The 12,333-nt window shown below is 70.0% G+C and carries 15 protein-coding genes; 5 read left to right on the forward strand and 10 right to left on the reverse strand.

The genetic code is table 11. The features are described 5' to 3' along the window. The first annotated feature begins 15 nt into the window (after window positions 1-15). Window positions 16-804, forward strand: coding sequence for a Clp protease N-terminal domain-containing protein (locus ACNNMR_RS12180; protein WP_419994593.1), 789 nt, complete (start codon window positions 16-18; stop codon window positions 802-804). Here the strand turns inward: ACNNMR_RS12180 and ACNNMR_RS12185 are convergent. After that, window positions 771-1,739 (reverse strand): hypothetical protein, encoded by a 969-nt coding sequence (locus tag ACNNMR_RS12185; RefSeq protein ID WP_419994594.1) that lies wholly within the window; start codon window positions 1,737-1,739, stop codon window positions 771-773. The genes ACNNMR_RS12180 and ACNNMR_RS12185 overlap by 34 nt on opposite strands. A gap of 69 nt (window positions 1,740-1,808) precedes the next feature. Then, on the reverse strand, window positions 1,809-2,483 hold the full coding sequence (locus ACNNMR_RS12190; RefSeq protein ID WP_419994595.1) for a LysE family translocator: 675 nt from the start codon (window positions 2,481-2,483) through the stop codon (window positions 1,809-1,811). Window positions 2,484-2,566: 83 nt separating this feature from the next. Here ACNNMR_RS12190 and ACNNMR_RS12195 point away from each other — a divergent pair, with 83 nt between their 5' ends. Then, window positions 2,567-3,025, forward strand: coding sequence for an Lrp/AsnC family transcriptional regulator (locus tag ACNNMR_RS12195; RefSeq protein WP_419994596.1), 459 nt, complete (start codon window positions 2,567-2,569; stop codon window positions 3,023-3,025). On the opposite strand, the gene ACNNMR_RS12200 is transcribed toward ACNNMR_RS12195, so the two are convergent. The 5 genes from ACNNMR_RS12200 to ACNNMR_RS12220 all read right to left on the reverse strand — a co-directional run bounded on the left by ACNNMR_RS12200 (window position 3,001) and on the right by ACNNMR_RS12220 (window position 8,066). Next, on the reverse strand, window positions 3,001-3,999 hold the full coding sequence (locus ACNNMR_RS12200) for an alpha/beta fold hydrolase (protein WP_419994597.1): 999 nt from the start codon (window positions 3,997-3,999) through the stop codon (window positions 3,001-3,003). The genes ACNNMR_RS12195 and ACNNMR_RS12200 overlap by 25 nt on opposite strands. A gap of 63 nt (window positions 4,000-4,062) precedes the next feature. Beyond that, complete coding sequence (locus tag ACNNMR_RS12205) at window positions 4,063-5,025, reverse strand: ABC transporter substrate-binding protein (RefSeq protein WP_419994598.1); 963 nt, start codon at window positions 5,023-5,025, stop codon at window positions 4,063-4,065. Window positions 5,026-5,035: 10 nt separating this feature from the next. Continuing rightward, the gene (locus ACNNMR_RS12210) at window positions 5,036-6,046 is read right to left on the reverse strand and encodes an ABC transporter permease (protein WP_419994599.1); all 1,011 of its coding nucleotides are present in this window, start codon (window positions 6,044-6,046) and stop codon (window positions 5,036-5,038) included. A 68-nt stretch (window positions 6,047-6,114) separates the two neighbouring features. Next, window positions 6,115-7,653 carry a sugar ABC transporter ATP-binding protein gene (locus ACNNMR_RS12215; protein WP_419994600.1) on the reverse strand — a complete coding sequence of 513 codons (1,539 nt, stop codon included), beginning with the start codon at window positions 7,651-7,653 and terminating at the stop codon, window positions 6,115-6,117. Continuing rightward, window positions 7,650-8,066 carry an RbsD/FucU family protein gene (locus tag ACNNMR_RS12220; protein WP_419994601.1) on the reverse strand — a complete coding sequence of 139 codons (417 nt, stop codon included), beginning with the start codon at window positions 8,064-8,066 and terminating at the stop codon, window positions 7,650-7,652. The genes ACNNMR_RS12215 and ACNNMR_RS12220 overlap by 4 nt, the downstream gene beginning before the upstream one ends. 180 nt (window positions 8,067-8,246) lie before the next feature. On the opposite strand from ACNNMR_RS12220, the gene ACNNMR_RS12225 reads away from it, so the two are divergent. The 3 genes from ACNNMR_RS12225 to ACNNMR_RS12235 all read left to right on the forward strand — a co-directional run bounded on the left by ACNNMR_RS12225 (window position 8,247) and on the right by ACNNMR_RS12235 (window position 11,049). Continuing rightward, window positions 8,247-9,002 carry an SDR family NAD(P)-dependent oxidoreductase gene (locus tag ACNNMR_RS12225; protein ID WP_419994602.1) on the forward strand — a complete coding sequence of 252 codons (756 nt, stop codon included), beginning with the start codon at window positions 8,247-8,249 and terminating at the stop codon, window positions 9,000-9,002. A gap of 760 nt (window positions 9,003-9,762) precedes the next feature. Further along, window positions 9,763-10,473, forward strand: a complete 711-nt coding sequence (locus ACNNMR_RS12230) for a class I SAM-dependent methyltransferase (RefSeq protein WP_419994603.1) — start codon at window positions 9,763-9,765, stop codon at window positions 10,471-10,473. A gap of 9 nt (window positions 10,474-10,482) precedes the next feature. Further along, window positions 10,483-11,049, forward strand: coding sequence for a DUF6886 family protein (locus ACNNMR_RS12235; RefSeq protein ID WP_419994604.1), 567 nt, complete (start codon window positions 10,483-10,485; stop codon window positions 11,047-11,049). Here ACNNMR_RS12235 and ACNNMR_RS12240 read toward each other — a convergent pair. Genes ACNNMR_RS12240 through ACNNMR_RS12250 form a run of 3 tightly spaced genes read right to left on the reverse strand, consistent with a single transcriptional unit; the run spans window position 10,979 to window position 12,287 of the window. Then, entirely contained in the window at window positions 10,979-11,515 is a 537-nt protein-coding gene (locus ACNNMR_RS12240) for an AAA family ATPase (RefSeq protein WP_419994605.1), read from the reverse strand. The two genes, ACNNMR_RS12235 and ACNNMR_RS12240, sit on opposite strands and share 71 nt — an antisense overlap. An 11-nt stretch (window positions 11,516-11,526) precedes the next feature. Beyond that, the gene (locus tag ACNNMR_RS12245; RefSeq protein ID WP_419994606.1) at window positions 11,527-11,838 is read right to left on the reverse strand and encodes a DUF3817 domain-containing protein; all 312 of its coding nucleotides are present in this window, start codon (window positions 11,836-11,838) and stop codon (window positions 11,527-11,529) included. A gap of 5 nt (window positions 11,839-11,843) precedes the next feature. Continuing rightward, on the reverse strand, window positions 11,844-12,287 hold the full coding sequence (locus ACNNMR_RS12250) for a hypothetical protein (protein WP_419994607.1): 444 nt from the start codon (window positions 12,285-12,287) through the stop codon (window positions 11,844-11,846). Between the last annotated feature and the right edge of the window lie 46 nt (window positions 12,288-12,333).

The raw sequence follows: 12,333 nt of genomic DNA on the forward strand, positions 1-12,333 counted from the left end.
ACCTACGGTTGACGCATGGACGCGAACTCCGAAAACCCCGAAAACCCCGTACGCCTCGACGAACTCATCGACATCGTCAATCGCCTCCACCCCCAAGCCGACCCCCTCATCCACCTCGAAGACGCCGTCGTCATCTCCACCCGCCTCGAAGAACTCGCCGACCACCTCATCGGCCACTTCGTCGACCAGGCCCGCACCGCCGGCGCCTCCTGGACCGACATCGGCCAGCACCTCGGCGTCAGCAAGCAGGCCGCGCAGAAGCGCTTCGTCGCCAAGGACGACAAAACGAGCGACGACCTCACCAAGACCGCCTTCTCCTTCGAGCGCTACACCCTCCGCGCCCGGCAGGTCGTCGTGGAGGCGCAGGCCGCCGCGCAGCGTTACGGGCACGAGCAGGTGCGCAGCGAGCACCTCGTGCTCGGCCTGCTGCAGGAGCCCGAAGGGCTGGCCGCCAAGGCCATGGACGCGCAGGGCGCCGCGGTCGCGGCGGTCCGCGAGGCGTACGAGGCCGAGTTCGGGCGGGCCACCGGCGAGGCACGGCAGGCCGGCCAAGCCGCCGGCAAGGCGGTGCCCTTCCGCGCCGCCGTCGAGGCCGTCCCCTTCAGCGGCGGCGCCAAGAAAGCCCTCCAGCTCGCCCTCCGCGAAGCGCTCCGCCTCGGCCACAACTACATCGGCACCGAGCACCTCCTCCTCGGCATCCTCCGCGACGAAGGCAGCGACGGCGCCCGGCTGCTCGCCGGTCTCGGCATCACCCGGCAGGGCTCCGAGGACTATCTGCTACCGCTGCTCGAAGGCCTGAAGTAACCGTCCACGACATCCGCGACCACCCGGCTGTAGCGGATCACGCCGGGTGAGTCGACCGGACAGGGCCGACCGCCCTCCACCGGCTTCGCGAGACAGAAGTGCTGGGGGTCGTCGCCGCGGTGCAGCGCCACCCGGCCGCTCTTGCACAGCCCGTGAGACTGCTCGTACGCGTCGCAGTCCACTTGCTCCGCCCACTTGCCGTCCGGCCCGGCCAGCCGCTTGCTCATATCGGCGGTCAGGTCGCGGGTGCTCCTGGCCTGGCGGCGATAGATGTCGTTGACGCCGTCGGTGCGCGCGGGGTTCAAGGCGTCCGGCGGCTGCAGCACCCAGACGATACGGGGCCGAGGCGTGCCCGCCTGCTTTGCCGCCGCCTCGATCTGCTCGGTTACGGCCCGGGCGTCACCGGCGTACCGCTCGTAATACTCCTGGGTCCCCCACTTGATGTTGTCCATGCAGGGCGTATAGCCCCAGGCGTTTCCCCAGAACTGCATCACCACGACGCCCGGCTTCTCGCTCTTCACGAGGGCGGCGGCCTTCTGGTCGGCCTTGACCAGCGACCTGCCCTTGCGCCCCTGGATGTAGTCGCAGATCGTGGTGCCGCCGACCACCTCGGCGCCGTAATCGGCGCCGCCGCGGCGGACCCAGCTGCCGAGCTCGTTCTGCGTCTCCATGGCGAGCGAGTCGCCGAGGTAGAGCACGCGGCGCGGGGCGTCAGGCGCCTTGGGGGCGGTCGGCGAGGCACTCGCACTCGCGCTCGGGGTCTGCTTCGCCCCCGCCTTCCCCGGTTGGTCCGACCACTCGACCTGGCCGGGCTCGGTGCCCGCGCCGTCGTCGCCGCCGTCCCCGTTCGATACGGATACGGCCGCGCCCCAGCCGAGCGCCGTCACCAAAAGCAGTCCCGCGAAGAGTGGCCACACCCAGCGCCTGTGTCGCATACGGTCGATCCCCTCACACCGGAGATAACTGGCCGGTAGCGTAGGGGGATCGGCCGCGGAGGTCGAGAGTCAGTGCACGCTCGCCGTAACTCCCGCCACCCCGAGCAGCAGCACCGCCGACACCACCCCGATCCCCCGCCGCGCCCGCGGGCTGCGCCCGAGCGCGGTACCCGCGCGGGCCGCGGCCAGGGCCACCACCACGTAACCCGCGGAGCTGCACAGCACATGCAGCAGCCCGAGCACCGCCGTCTGCACCCCGAGCGGCAGCGCCGCCGCCGGCGAGACGAACTGCGGGATCAGCGCCAGATACAGCAGCAGCCCCTTGGGGTTGAGCAGCGCCGTAAGCAGGCTCTGCCGCAGCACCTTCGCGGGCCCGGCCTCGCCGACGACCCGCTCAAGCCGCGCCTGCCCGCCACGCTGCTCGCCACCCTGGCCGCCGCCCTGGCCGCCCCAGCCCCGCCGCACCGCCAGCAGCATCCCCGCGGCAAGAAAGACCAGGTACGCCGCCCCCACATACCGCAGCGCCGCCAGCGCCCCCGGCAGCGCGGCAAAGGCGGCCGCCAGGCCCACCGCGGCCAGCAGCGTGTGCGTCGTATACGCGGTGGCGATGCCGGCGACCGCGTACAGCCCGGCCTCGCGCCCCTGCCGCAGGGCGCGGGCGACGATGTACATCCAGTCGGGTCCCGGGGTGAGGATCAGCAGGACGTCGACTCCCAGAAAGAGCAGCAGCAGTCGGGTATCCATGCCGCCCACGCTAGGCCGGAACCGCTGGCATCCGATGGCGACTTATGGCCCCGCACGGCCGCCCGCGAGCAGAATATTGCGCCATGGACCGCACAGACCGCAGCATCCTGCGCGAGCTGCAGCAGAACGGCCGCCTCAGCAACGCCGAACTCGCCGACCGCGTCCGCCTGACCCCGTCCCCATGCCTGCGCCGGGTGCGGCAACTGGAGCGGGACCGCGTCATCCGCGGCTATCGCGCGCTGCTCGACGACGCCGCGATCGACCGCGGCTTCCAGGTCTTCGTCACGGTGGTGCTGGCGCGCGAGGACCGGGAGACGGTGGCGGCGGTCGAGGACGTCATCGCCGCCCGCCCGGAGGTGGTGGAGGCCCACCGCCTCTTCGGCGACCCGGACTTCCTCCTGCGCGTGGCCGTGCGCGACCTCCCCGCGTACGAGCACTTCTACTCGGAGGTACTCGCCGATCTGCCGGGCCTCGGCCAGCTGACCTCGCACATGAGCATGAAGCTGGTCAAGGAAGATCAGGGCTTCCCGTTGGCAGACTGACAGGCCTCGAGCCATTCGATCAGCCGCCGGTTGACCTCCTCGGCCCGCTCCTGCTGAATCCAGTGCCCGCACCCCTCCAGGATGTACGAGCCGACCAGGCCGGGCAGCGTCTTCGGGTACGCCTCGATGGCCGCCGCCAGCCAGGTCGTCGACGCGTCGAGGCCGCCGCCGAGGAACAGCGAGGGCTGCGCGATCGCCGCGCCGTCGAGGTCCGCGAGGTCCTCCCAGTCGCGGTCCATGTTGCGGTAGCGGGCGAGCGCGCCCGAGATCCCGGTGCGCTCGAACTCCGCGGCGTAGAAGTCGAGATCATCCTCCGAGAGCCAGCCGGGCAGCAGCCGCCTCCCGTCCGGGAAGCGATCGCGCAACTGCCCGTCCCGGGCGGCGAAATGCGGATCAGGCGCCTCCGGCCCCGGCATGGTGTCCGCGGACAGCGCGGCGAAGAACCCGGCCAGCCACCCCCGCACATCCGGCTCGATCTCCGCCTCCACCCGCCCCGGCTCCTGGAACCTGCTGACGTAGAACTCCTCCTCCCCCGCCATCCCGGCGAACACCTCACTCGGCCGCGGCCCGCCACGCGGCGCGTACGGCACGCTGAGCATCGCCACGGCAGTGAAGACGTCCGGCCGCAGCAGCGCGCTGTTGGCGGCGATCCCGGCGCCCCAGTCGTGCCCGACGACGGCGGCGGCCCGCTCGCCGAGTCCGTGCACGGCCGCCGCGCAGTCCTCGACGAGCTCGGTCATCCGGTACGCGGCCACGTCGGCCGGCTTGGACGACCGCCCATACCCGCGCACGTCGATCGCCGCGGCGCGATAGCCCGCGGCGGCGAGCGCCGGGAGCTGGTGCCGCCAGGAGTACCAGGACTCGGGAAAGCCGTGCACCAGCAGCACCAGCGGCCCCTCGCCCTGCTCTACGAGATGGATCCGCCCCGCGGGACCGGGAACCGTGCGATGAACCAAGGAAGGTGTTGGCGTCATGATCCGATCGTGCGGGATGGCCGGCCGCGCGCCCCAGCACCTTTGCCATTCCGGCAAACCGTGTCAGCGGTACAGCACCGAAGCGATCTTCGGGTCATCCATGTTCTTGCGGTCGTACCAGTAGTAGCCGGTCTCGATGACCTTCGGCAGCTTCTCGCCCTTGATCGCCCGTACCGCCGCCGCCACCACCTGCGCGCCGATGGCCGCCGGGTCCTGGGTGATCGCGCCGATCATCCGGCCCTCGTTGATCGCGTTGATCTGGCCCTGCCCGGAGTCGAAGCCGACGACCTTCAGATCATCCTTGCCGCTCTCCTTCACGCCCTGGACGACGCCCATGGCCGACCCCTCGTTGGAGCCGTAGATGCCGTCCAGCTGCGGGTTTCCGGCGATGATCGACTTCGTGATGTCCGCCGACTTCGTCTGATCGCCACCGCCGTACTGCACCGGCAGCAGCTTGATCCCCGGCGCGTGCTTCTTCATCCACTCGACGAAGCCGTCCCGCCGGTCGACCCCGGACGCCGCGGTCTGGCTGTGTACGACGAGGGCCACCTGTCCCTTGCCGCCCAGCGCCTTCGCCATGTGCTTGGCGGCTTCGGCGGCCGCGGCCTTGTTGTCCGTGGCGGCCGTGGTCAGCGGGATGTCGCTGTCGACTCCCGAGTCGAAGGCAATGACGGGCTTGTGGTCGCGCTTGGCCTGCTCGAGCATCGGCTCGACGGCCTTGGAGTCGAGGGCCGCCAGGCCGATGGCGTCCGGGTTCTTACCAAGGCTGTTGGAGACCATGTTGACCTGCGCCTCCACCTCCGACTCGGTCGCCGGACCCTCGAAGCTGATGTTCACGCCGCGCTTGGCGGCCTCCGCCTCGGCCCCCTTCTTCACCGTCTGCCAGAACTGGTGCTGGAACCCCTTCGACACGATCGCGATGTACGGCTTCCTGCCGTCCCCGTTCACATCCCCGCCGCACCCGCTCAGCAGGAGCGCCATGGCCGCCGCGGCGCCGGCGGCGGCTGTCAGTCGCCTGATCCGCATCCGTGCCCCCTCAGGCCGTGCGCTTACGCGCCTGGTCGGCGTACACCGCGGCGACGATCACGCAGCCGAGGATGACGTTCTGCCACTCCTGCGGGACCGAGGTGATCTGCAGGCCATTGTTGAGTACGGAGATGATCAGGGCGCCGATGACCGTACCGACGATCGACCCCTTGCCGCCCGACAGCGACGTGCCGCCGATCACCACGGCCGCGATGGCCTGCAGCTCGTACCCCATGCCGGTGGCGGGCTGCGCCGAGCCGAGGCGGGCCGAGATGAGGACGCCGGCGAGGCCGATGAAGATGCCGCAGACGACGTAGATGATGATCTTCCACTTGCGGACGTCGATGCCGGAGAGGCCGGTGGCTTCCTCGTTGGAGCCGATCGAGTACGTGTAGCGCCCGAGCAGCGTGCGATTGAGGGCGATGCCGCCGATCAGCGCCGCGGCGGCCAGGATCAGCACGGCATTCGGGAAGTCGGCGCCCGGGATGATCGACCCGGTCGAGATGTCCGTATACCCGGAATCGCCCTCGAAGTAGATCGGCGCGCTCTTCGAGATGACGAGGGCGAGGCCCTGCGCCACCAGCATCATCGCCAGCGTGGCGATGAAGGGCGGCAGCTTGAGGAAGGTGACGTTGAGGCCGTTGACCAGGCCGATCAGCGCGCCGAAGGCGAGGGTCATGAGGACCCCCAGCCAGATGGGCACGCCCCAATTGACGATAAAGACACCCGCCATCACCGCACACAACGTCATGCCCGTGCCCACGGACAGGTCGATTCCGCCGGCGACGATCACGAAGGTGGCGCCCAGCGCGAGCGTGCCGATCACGACGGTCGAGAAGAGCAGGGAGGTGATGTTGCTGTAGTTGAGGAAGTTGGGGCTGGCGATCGAGAAGTAGATGACGATGACGACCAGGCTGGCGAAGGCGAGCAGCTGCTGGAACTTGCCCTTGAGAGCGGCCAGTCCACCGGACGGGTGCGCCTCCTGCTCCTGATCCGGCGCTGTGGCTGTGGGGGCTGTCATGGTTCGTTCCTAACGGTCGTGCGTGGGGGGGCGTGCGTGGGGGTGTCGTACGTGGGGGGCTGTGGCGCTCAGGCCGCGTGGTCCGCGCTGCTGCCGCTGCCGTCGCCCGGGCGCAGCGTGGCGTAATGCATGACCTTCTCCTGCGTGGCCTCCGCCGCGGCCAGCTCGCCGGTGACCCGGCCCTCGCTCATCACCACGATGCGGTGCGCCATGCGCAGCAGTTCGGGGAGCTCGGAGGAGATCATGATGATCGACTTGCCCTGCTGCGCCAGGTCGTTGAGCAGCCGGTAGATCTCTTCCTTCGCGCCCACGTCGATGCCGCGGGTCGGTTCATCGACAATGAGGATGTCGCAGTCCTTGACCAGCCACTTCGCGAGCGCGACCTTCTGCTGATTGCCGCCGGAGAGGTTTCTGACGGCCTGGTCGACGGACGGCGTGCGGATGCCCAGCGAGGCGACGAGCTCCTTCGACTTCTCCCGTACGGCACGGTCGTTGACGAAGCCGCGCGACACGAAGCGCTCGCGGAGCGAGCTGATGCCGATATTGGCGCTCACGTCCTGCTCGACCAGCAGCCCGAGCCGCTTGCGGTCCTCGGAGAGATATCCGATGCGATGACGGGCGGCGTCGGCCGGGTTCTTGATCCGGACCTGCCGCCCGCGGAGGGCGACGGTCCCGGACTCCACCGGGTCCGCTCCGACGATCGCCCGCGCCACCTCCGTACGCCCGGCGCCCATGAGCCCGGCGAGCCCGAGTATCTCGCCTCGCTTCAGGTCGAGGGAGACGTCCTTGAGCAGCGCTTTGGTGGTGAGGCCGGTGACTTCGAGGACGGCCTCGCGATCGTCCCGTACGCTCTCCGGCCCGGCGCTCGTGTCGATTTCCCGCCCGACCATCCGCGCGATGACGTCCGGCATGGCGGCATCGGCGGTGACGAGCGTATCGACATAACGACCGTCCCGGATCACGGTGATGCGATCGGAGACGGCCTTCAGCTCGTCCATCCGGTGCGAGATGTAGATGACGCCGGTCTGCGGGGTGACGAAGCGCCGGATGAGGTCGTGCAGGGCGGCGACCTCGGCATCGTTGAGCGCGGCGGTCGGCTCGTCCATGATCAGGATCTTGGCGTCGTACGACAGCGCCTTCGCGATCTCGACCATCTGCTGCTGCGCGATGGTGAGCGCCCCGACGCGGGCACCCGGGTCGAGCGGCAGCTGCAGCCGGTCGAGGAGCTCCCGGGTACGGGCGACGAGCTCGCGGTCGCGCAGGAGCAGCCTTCCGCGCGGCTCGCGGCCGATGAAGATGTTCTGGGCGACGGTGAGGTCGGGCATCAGGTTGAACTCCTGATGGATGATGCTGACGCCCAGCTGCTGCGCATGCCGCGGCCCGTCGATCCGTACCTGCGCACCATCGATGAAGAACTCGCCCGCGTCCGCGGTGTAGATGCCGGAGAGCAGCTTCATCAGGGTCGACTTCCCGGCGCCGTTCTCCCCTACGAGGGCGAGCACCTCGCCGCCGGCCAGGTCGAGGTGCATGTCCTGGAGAGCTTGGACGCCGGGGAAGGCCTTGGCTACGCCTTGGACGCGGAGGAGCGGATCGGTCTTGCTGCTCATGTGACCACTCCTTTACGGAGGATGACGTTCCCGTAGGTACGGGTCTCCCCGGTCCGTACGACCAGGAATCCGGCGGCAGCGGTGTCGTAGAAGGCGTGCCGGTCGAGCTCCTCGACGTCGGCGGGGCGGGCCTCGGCGGCCGCGATCAGCTCGTCCTGGACCGGCAGCCGGCCGTCGGGGGAGGCCATGAGATAGAGCGCGGTCTCGTGCTCGTCGAGGGGGATGACGGTCCGGATGGCGGCGAGCAGGCCCGGAGTGGTCACTCTCGGAAAATCGAGGATCCGCCCGTGCGCGGCAGCCGTGCGCGCGGCTGGGAAGTGGGCGTCGGCGAGCACTACGGTGTCACCGTGGCCCATGGCGTCCAGGTGCCGGAGCAGGTCGCCGGTGAGGTAGGGGTGGATGTTCGAGAGCACCGCGCTCCTTAGGGCCGGTCCCGTGGAATCGATTTCACGGGGAGGTTAAAAGCGCGCTGCGGCCGAGGTCAATGGCCGTGCCGCAGGAAAATCGCGGGGAGCGGGACAGCACCTGGGGGTGGGGTGGGGCGACCTCGGCGGCACGACGTAAGAAATCGTTTTCTTAGACCGGAGGGCTCCGTGGAGACAGCCGGCAAGACCGCAGTGGTGACGGGCGGCGCACAAGGCATCGGCGCGGCGGTGGCTGCGCGCCTGGCGGCCGACGGGGCGAAGGTCGCGATCGTCGATCACGACGTCGCGGCGGGCGAGGCGACGGCGCGCGCGATGGGCGCGGTGTACATACCCGCCGACCTCGCCGACCGCTCAAACGTAACGCCCGCAATGCGAGCGGCGATCGCCCAACTCGGCGGCATCGACATCCTCATCAACAACGCGGGCGGCGCGCCTGCCGACGGTCCGTACTTCCCCGGCTCGGGCCGCCGTGAATGGGGTGCCGTCGTGGAGCTGAACCTGCTCGCGCTGATGCTGTGCACGCAGCTCGCGCTGGCGTCGATGGCGGGTCGGGGTGGTGGCGCGATCGTCAACATCGCGTCTGTGGCGGGGCTGGGCACGGCGCCGCACGCGATGCCTGAGTACGCGGCGGCGAAGGCGGCGGTCGTACGCCTGACCGCTAGCTCGGCGGGGCTGTGGGAGACGGATGGGGTGCGGGTGAATTGCGTGTGCCCGGACATGGTGGATACGCCGTCGTCGCGGCGGAGTCGGGCGGCGATGTCTGCCGCCGAGCGGGGCCGGCTGTCGCCGGTGATTGAGCCGGGGGATATTGCTGAGGTGGTGGTGGGGCTGGTGCGGGATGAGGGGCTGGCTGGTCGGGTGCTGGTGTGTCCGGGTGGGGGTGAGCCGTACTTGCTGCCTGTGCGCGATTGGGGGGCGGCGTGAGGCATCCTGTGGCTTCGCCACGGATGTCCTCAAACGCCGGACGGGCTTGGTTGGTGGGTGGGCCGGTCCGAGTTCCACGACACCACCGAAAAAACGTGGTGGTCGGCTCGTTGCTCGGTGCTGGGTTTTTTCGGCGGCGTCGTTCCACTCGGCCCTCCTCCCGGAGGGAGGGATCCAGTCGGGTGGGGGGCTGGTGGCGGGCTGATCCTGAGGGCTCTCACCCTCCTGCTGGCCGAGGCTGGGGCTTCGACTCGGACCCGGGCTGGTGGGCGGGTGGGTTGGTATCGGATGGTGGCGGTCGCGTTGCCGTCTTGCGGGGCTGCTCGGTGCCGGTGAGTTGGCTGGCTGCGGAGGGGCGGGGGCGGCTGGTCGGGGTGGGCTGCCTCCCCCGCCCTTCCGCAGCCAGCCACCCGTTTCCGGCACCGCACCTCACCAGAAGACGGCAACGCAACCGTCACCATCCGATACCAACCCACCCGCCCCCCACCCGACTGGATCCCTCCCTCCGGGAGGAGGGCCGAGTGGAACGACGCCGCCGAAAAAACCCAGCACCGAGCAACGAGCCGACCACCACGTTTTTTCGGTGGTGTCGTGGAACTCGGACCGGCCCACCCACCGACCAAGCCCGTCCGGCGATTGAGGACATCCGTGGCGAAGCCACAGGATGCCCACGGGACAGGCACAGGCGCTCGCGCCGCGCCCACCCCACACCCAAAGAATCCGCTTCGATCCACCCCCACTCCCATGCCAGGATCCCCCCATGAGCATGACCACCACCTGGATGATCAACGAACTCGACTACGCCGGCCCCGAACACCTCGACCCCGCCTTCGTCGAGGGCTACGACCGCAAGCAGGGCTACCTACCCGACATCGACGAGGAGCTGGCAGCCCTCACCCGCCACGGTCTCAGCGCCGACTCCGTGCTCGTGGACTTCGGCGCCGGCTCCGGCCGCGTCCCCCTCGCCGCGGCCAAGGTGTGCCGCCGCGTCGTCGCGGCGGACGTGTCGCCCGCCATGAACGCCTACCTCCGCGATCGCGCGAAGGAAGCCGGCGCGGACAATCTCGAGGTCGTGCAGGCCGGCTTCCTGACGTACGAGCATCAGGGCGAAGCCCCGGACGTCGTCTACACCCGTAACGCCCTCCACCAGCTCCCGGACTTCTTCAAGGCCCTCGCACTGACCCGCATCGCGCAGCTGCTCCGCCCGGGTGGCATCCTCCGCCTGCACGATCTGGTCTACGACTTCGAGCCGTCGGAAGCCGACGATCGCTTCGCCGCGTGGTTCGCCGGCGCGTCGGACGACCCGGCCGTCGGGTATACGGCCGAGGACTACGCGGAGCACATCCGCACCGAGTACTCCACCTTCCGCTGGCTGCTGGAGCCCATGCTGGAGCGAGCCGGTTTCGAGATCCTCGAGTCGTCGTATTTCCGCTCGGCGTTCGGCACGTACACCTGCCGCCTCCGCGCCTGAAGGCCGCGCATGCGACCCCGGCCCGGTGAGGTCCTGCACTTCTCCGAGGACCCGGAGATCCAGCGCTTCGTCCCGCATGTGGCGGCCACCGCCCAGCAGCCCGAGGCGTACGTCTGGGCGGTGGACGCGGCTCGCGCGCCCGACTACTGGTTTCCGCGGCAGTGCCCGCGCGGGATGGCGTGGGTGGAGCCGGGGCGGACCGCCGAGGCCGACCGGGAGCGGATCATCGGCCCGGGCGGTGGCACGCGCGTGCATGCGATCGAGTACGGGTGGCTGGAGCGCCTGCGTACGGTCGAGCTGTACGCGTATCGCTTCGACGCCGCAGGCTTCCGCCCCTTCGGCGTCCACCGGAACGCCCACGTCGCCACCCGCCCGGTCCGCCCTCTCGGCCCACCCGAACCCGTCGGTGACCTGCTCGAATTGCACCGGGCAGCGGGGATCCAGCTGCGCGTACTGCCCGAACTCTGGGACTTCTGGGACGCCGTGACGGCGTCCACCCTCGGCTTCAGCGGGATCCGGCTGCGGAATGCCCGGCCACGCCCGCCCGGAGCCGCGCCGCCACCTGCGCCGGGGTGAGCGCGCTCGTGTCGAGCATCGTGCCCGCGCGGCGGAGCCAGGGCCGGGCGGACTCGTAGGCGTCGAGGTGCGCGTGGCGCCACTCCCGGATGTCCGGGGTGTCGCCCTCGATCCGGGACTCGAGCGTGGCGCGGTCCGCGTCGAGTACGAAGTGGCGTACGGGGATGCCGCGCTGTTCGAGGCCGCTGCGGATCTCGTCCCAGTACGGCTCGTGCAGCACCGTCTGGACCGCGATCAGCGTGCCGCCCCAGCTGCGCAGCAGCTGATCGGCGGTCTCGACCACGAGCGGGCGCCAGGGTTCGAGCTGCTGGAAGTCGGTGTGCTCCGGCAGCTTGGTGACTCCGTACCTGAGCATCGTGCCGACCATCTCCGGATCGAAGATCCGCGCGTCCGGGAGCAATTGCTCCAGCTCACGTGCGGTCGTGGTCTTGCCCGCGCCGAAGGTGCCGTTGATCCAGACAATCATGCGGCCCGAGCCTACTGGCGATCCGAGGCCGGGGCCGAGGCCTGGGTCGCTTCCGAAGCCGGGCTCACAGCCGCCGCTCCCTCCTCCAGCCGCCGCAGGCATCGCACCGCCAGCAGCCCACCCACACCCGGGATCCACGCCCGCCATCTCGCCCCCGGCGAAGCCGTCATACGCCAGGTGCTGACGATGGCGATCAGATACGCCGTGCCGTGCACCGGACCGCCCAGCGAGGTGATCGCCTGCGTATGAACGGTGAAGAGGTTGGTCAGCAGAATGACCAGCGAGACAGCCTCGGCATGGGCCGCGATCAGCAGCGCGCGCATCGCCGTCACGCTCCCGTCGTCGAGCCGGGGCGGACGATCATCAGGACGGTGACGATCGCCCAGAGCAGGTTGAACATCCCCGTGACCATGGCGAGTCGGGCCGCCCCCGCGGCGCCGGGGCTCTCCATCAGCTGTTCCTGCCGGGGCAGGATCGCCACCACCAGGAGCACCGCCGCGGCGGTGGTCAGCACGATCGAGGCCAGCAGCCAGGCGTCGGTCAGGACGCCCATCTGGGCGCCGGTGGCGATGCCGAAGACCGGTACGGCGATGCCGACGACGGTGTAGCCGCGGCAGATGCGGTGCAGGAGCCTGGCGGTCACCACGCCCTCCGCCACATCCGGCCCGGCCGCCGTCTTCACGTACCGGGGGAACATCGACGCCGCGACCGCGATCGGCCCGATCGCCAGGATCGCGGCGAGCACGTGCACGGACAGCAGGAATTTGGTCACGGGAACCTGGCCCCTCGCATGGATTGGTCAGCAATGGATTGCCAGG

Source organism: Streptomyces boninensis, assembly GCF_048572725.1.
Classification (GTDB): Bacteria; Actinomycetota; Actinomycetes; order Streptomycetales; family Streptomycetaceae; genus Streptomyces; species Streptomyces boninensis.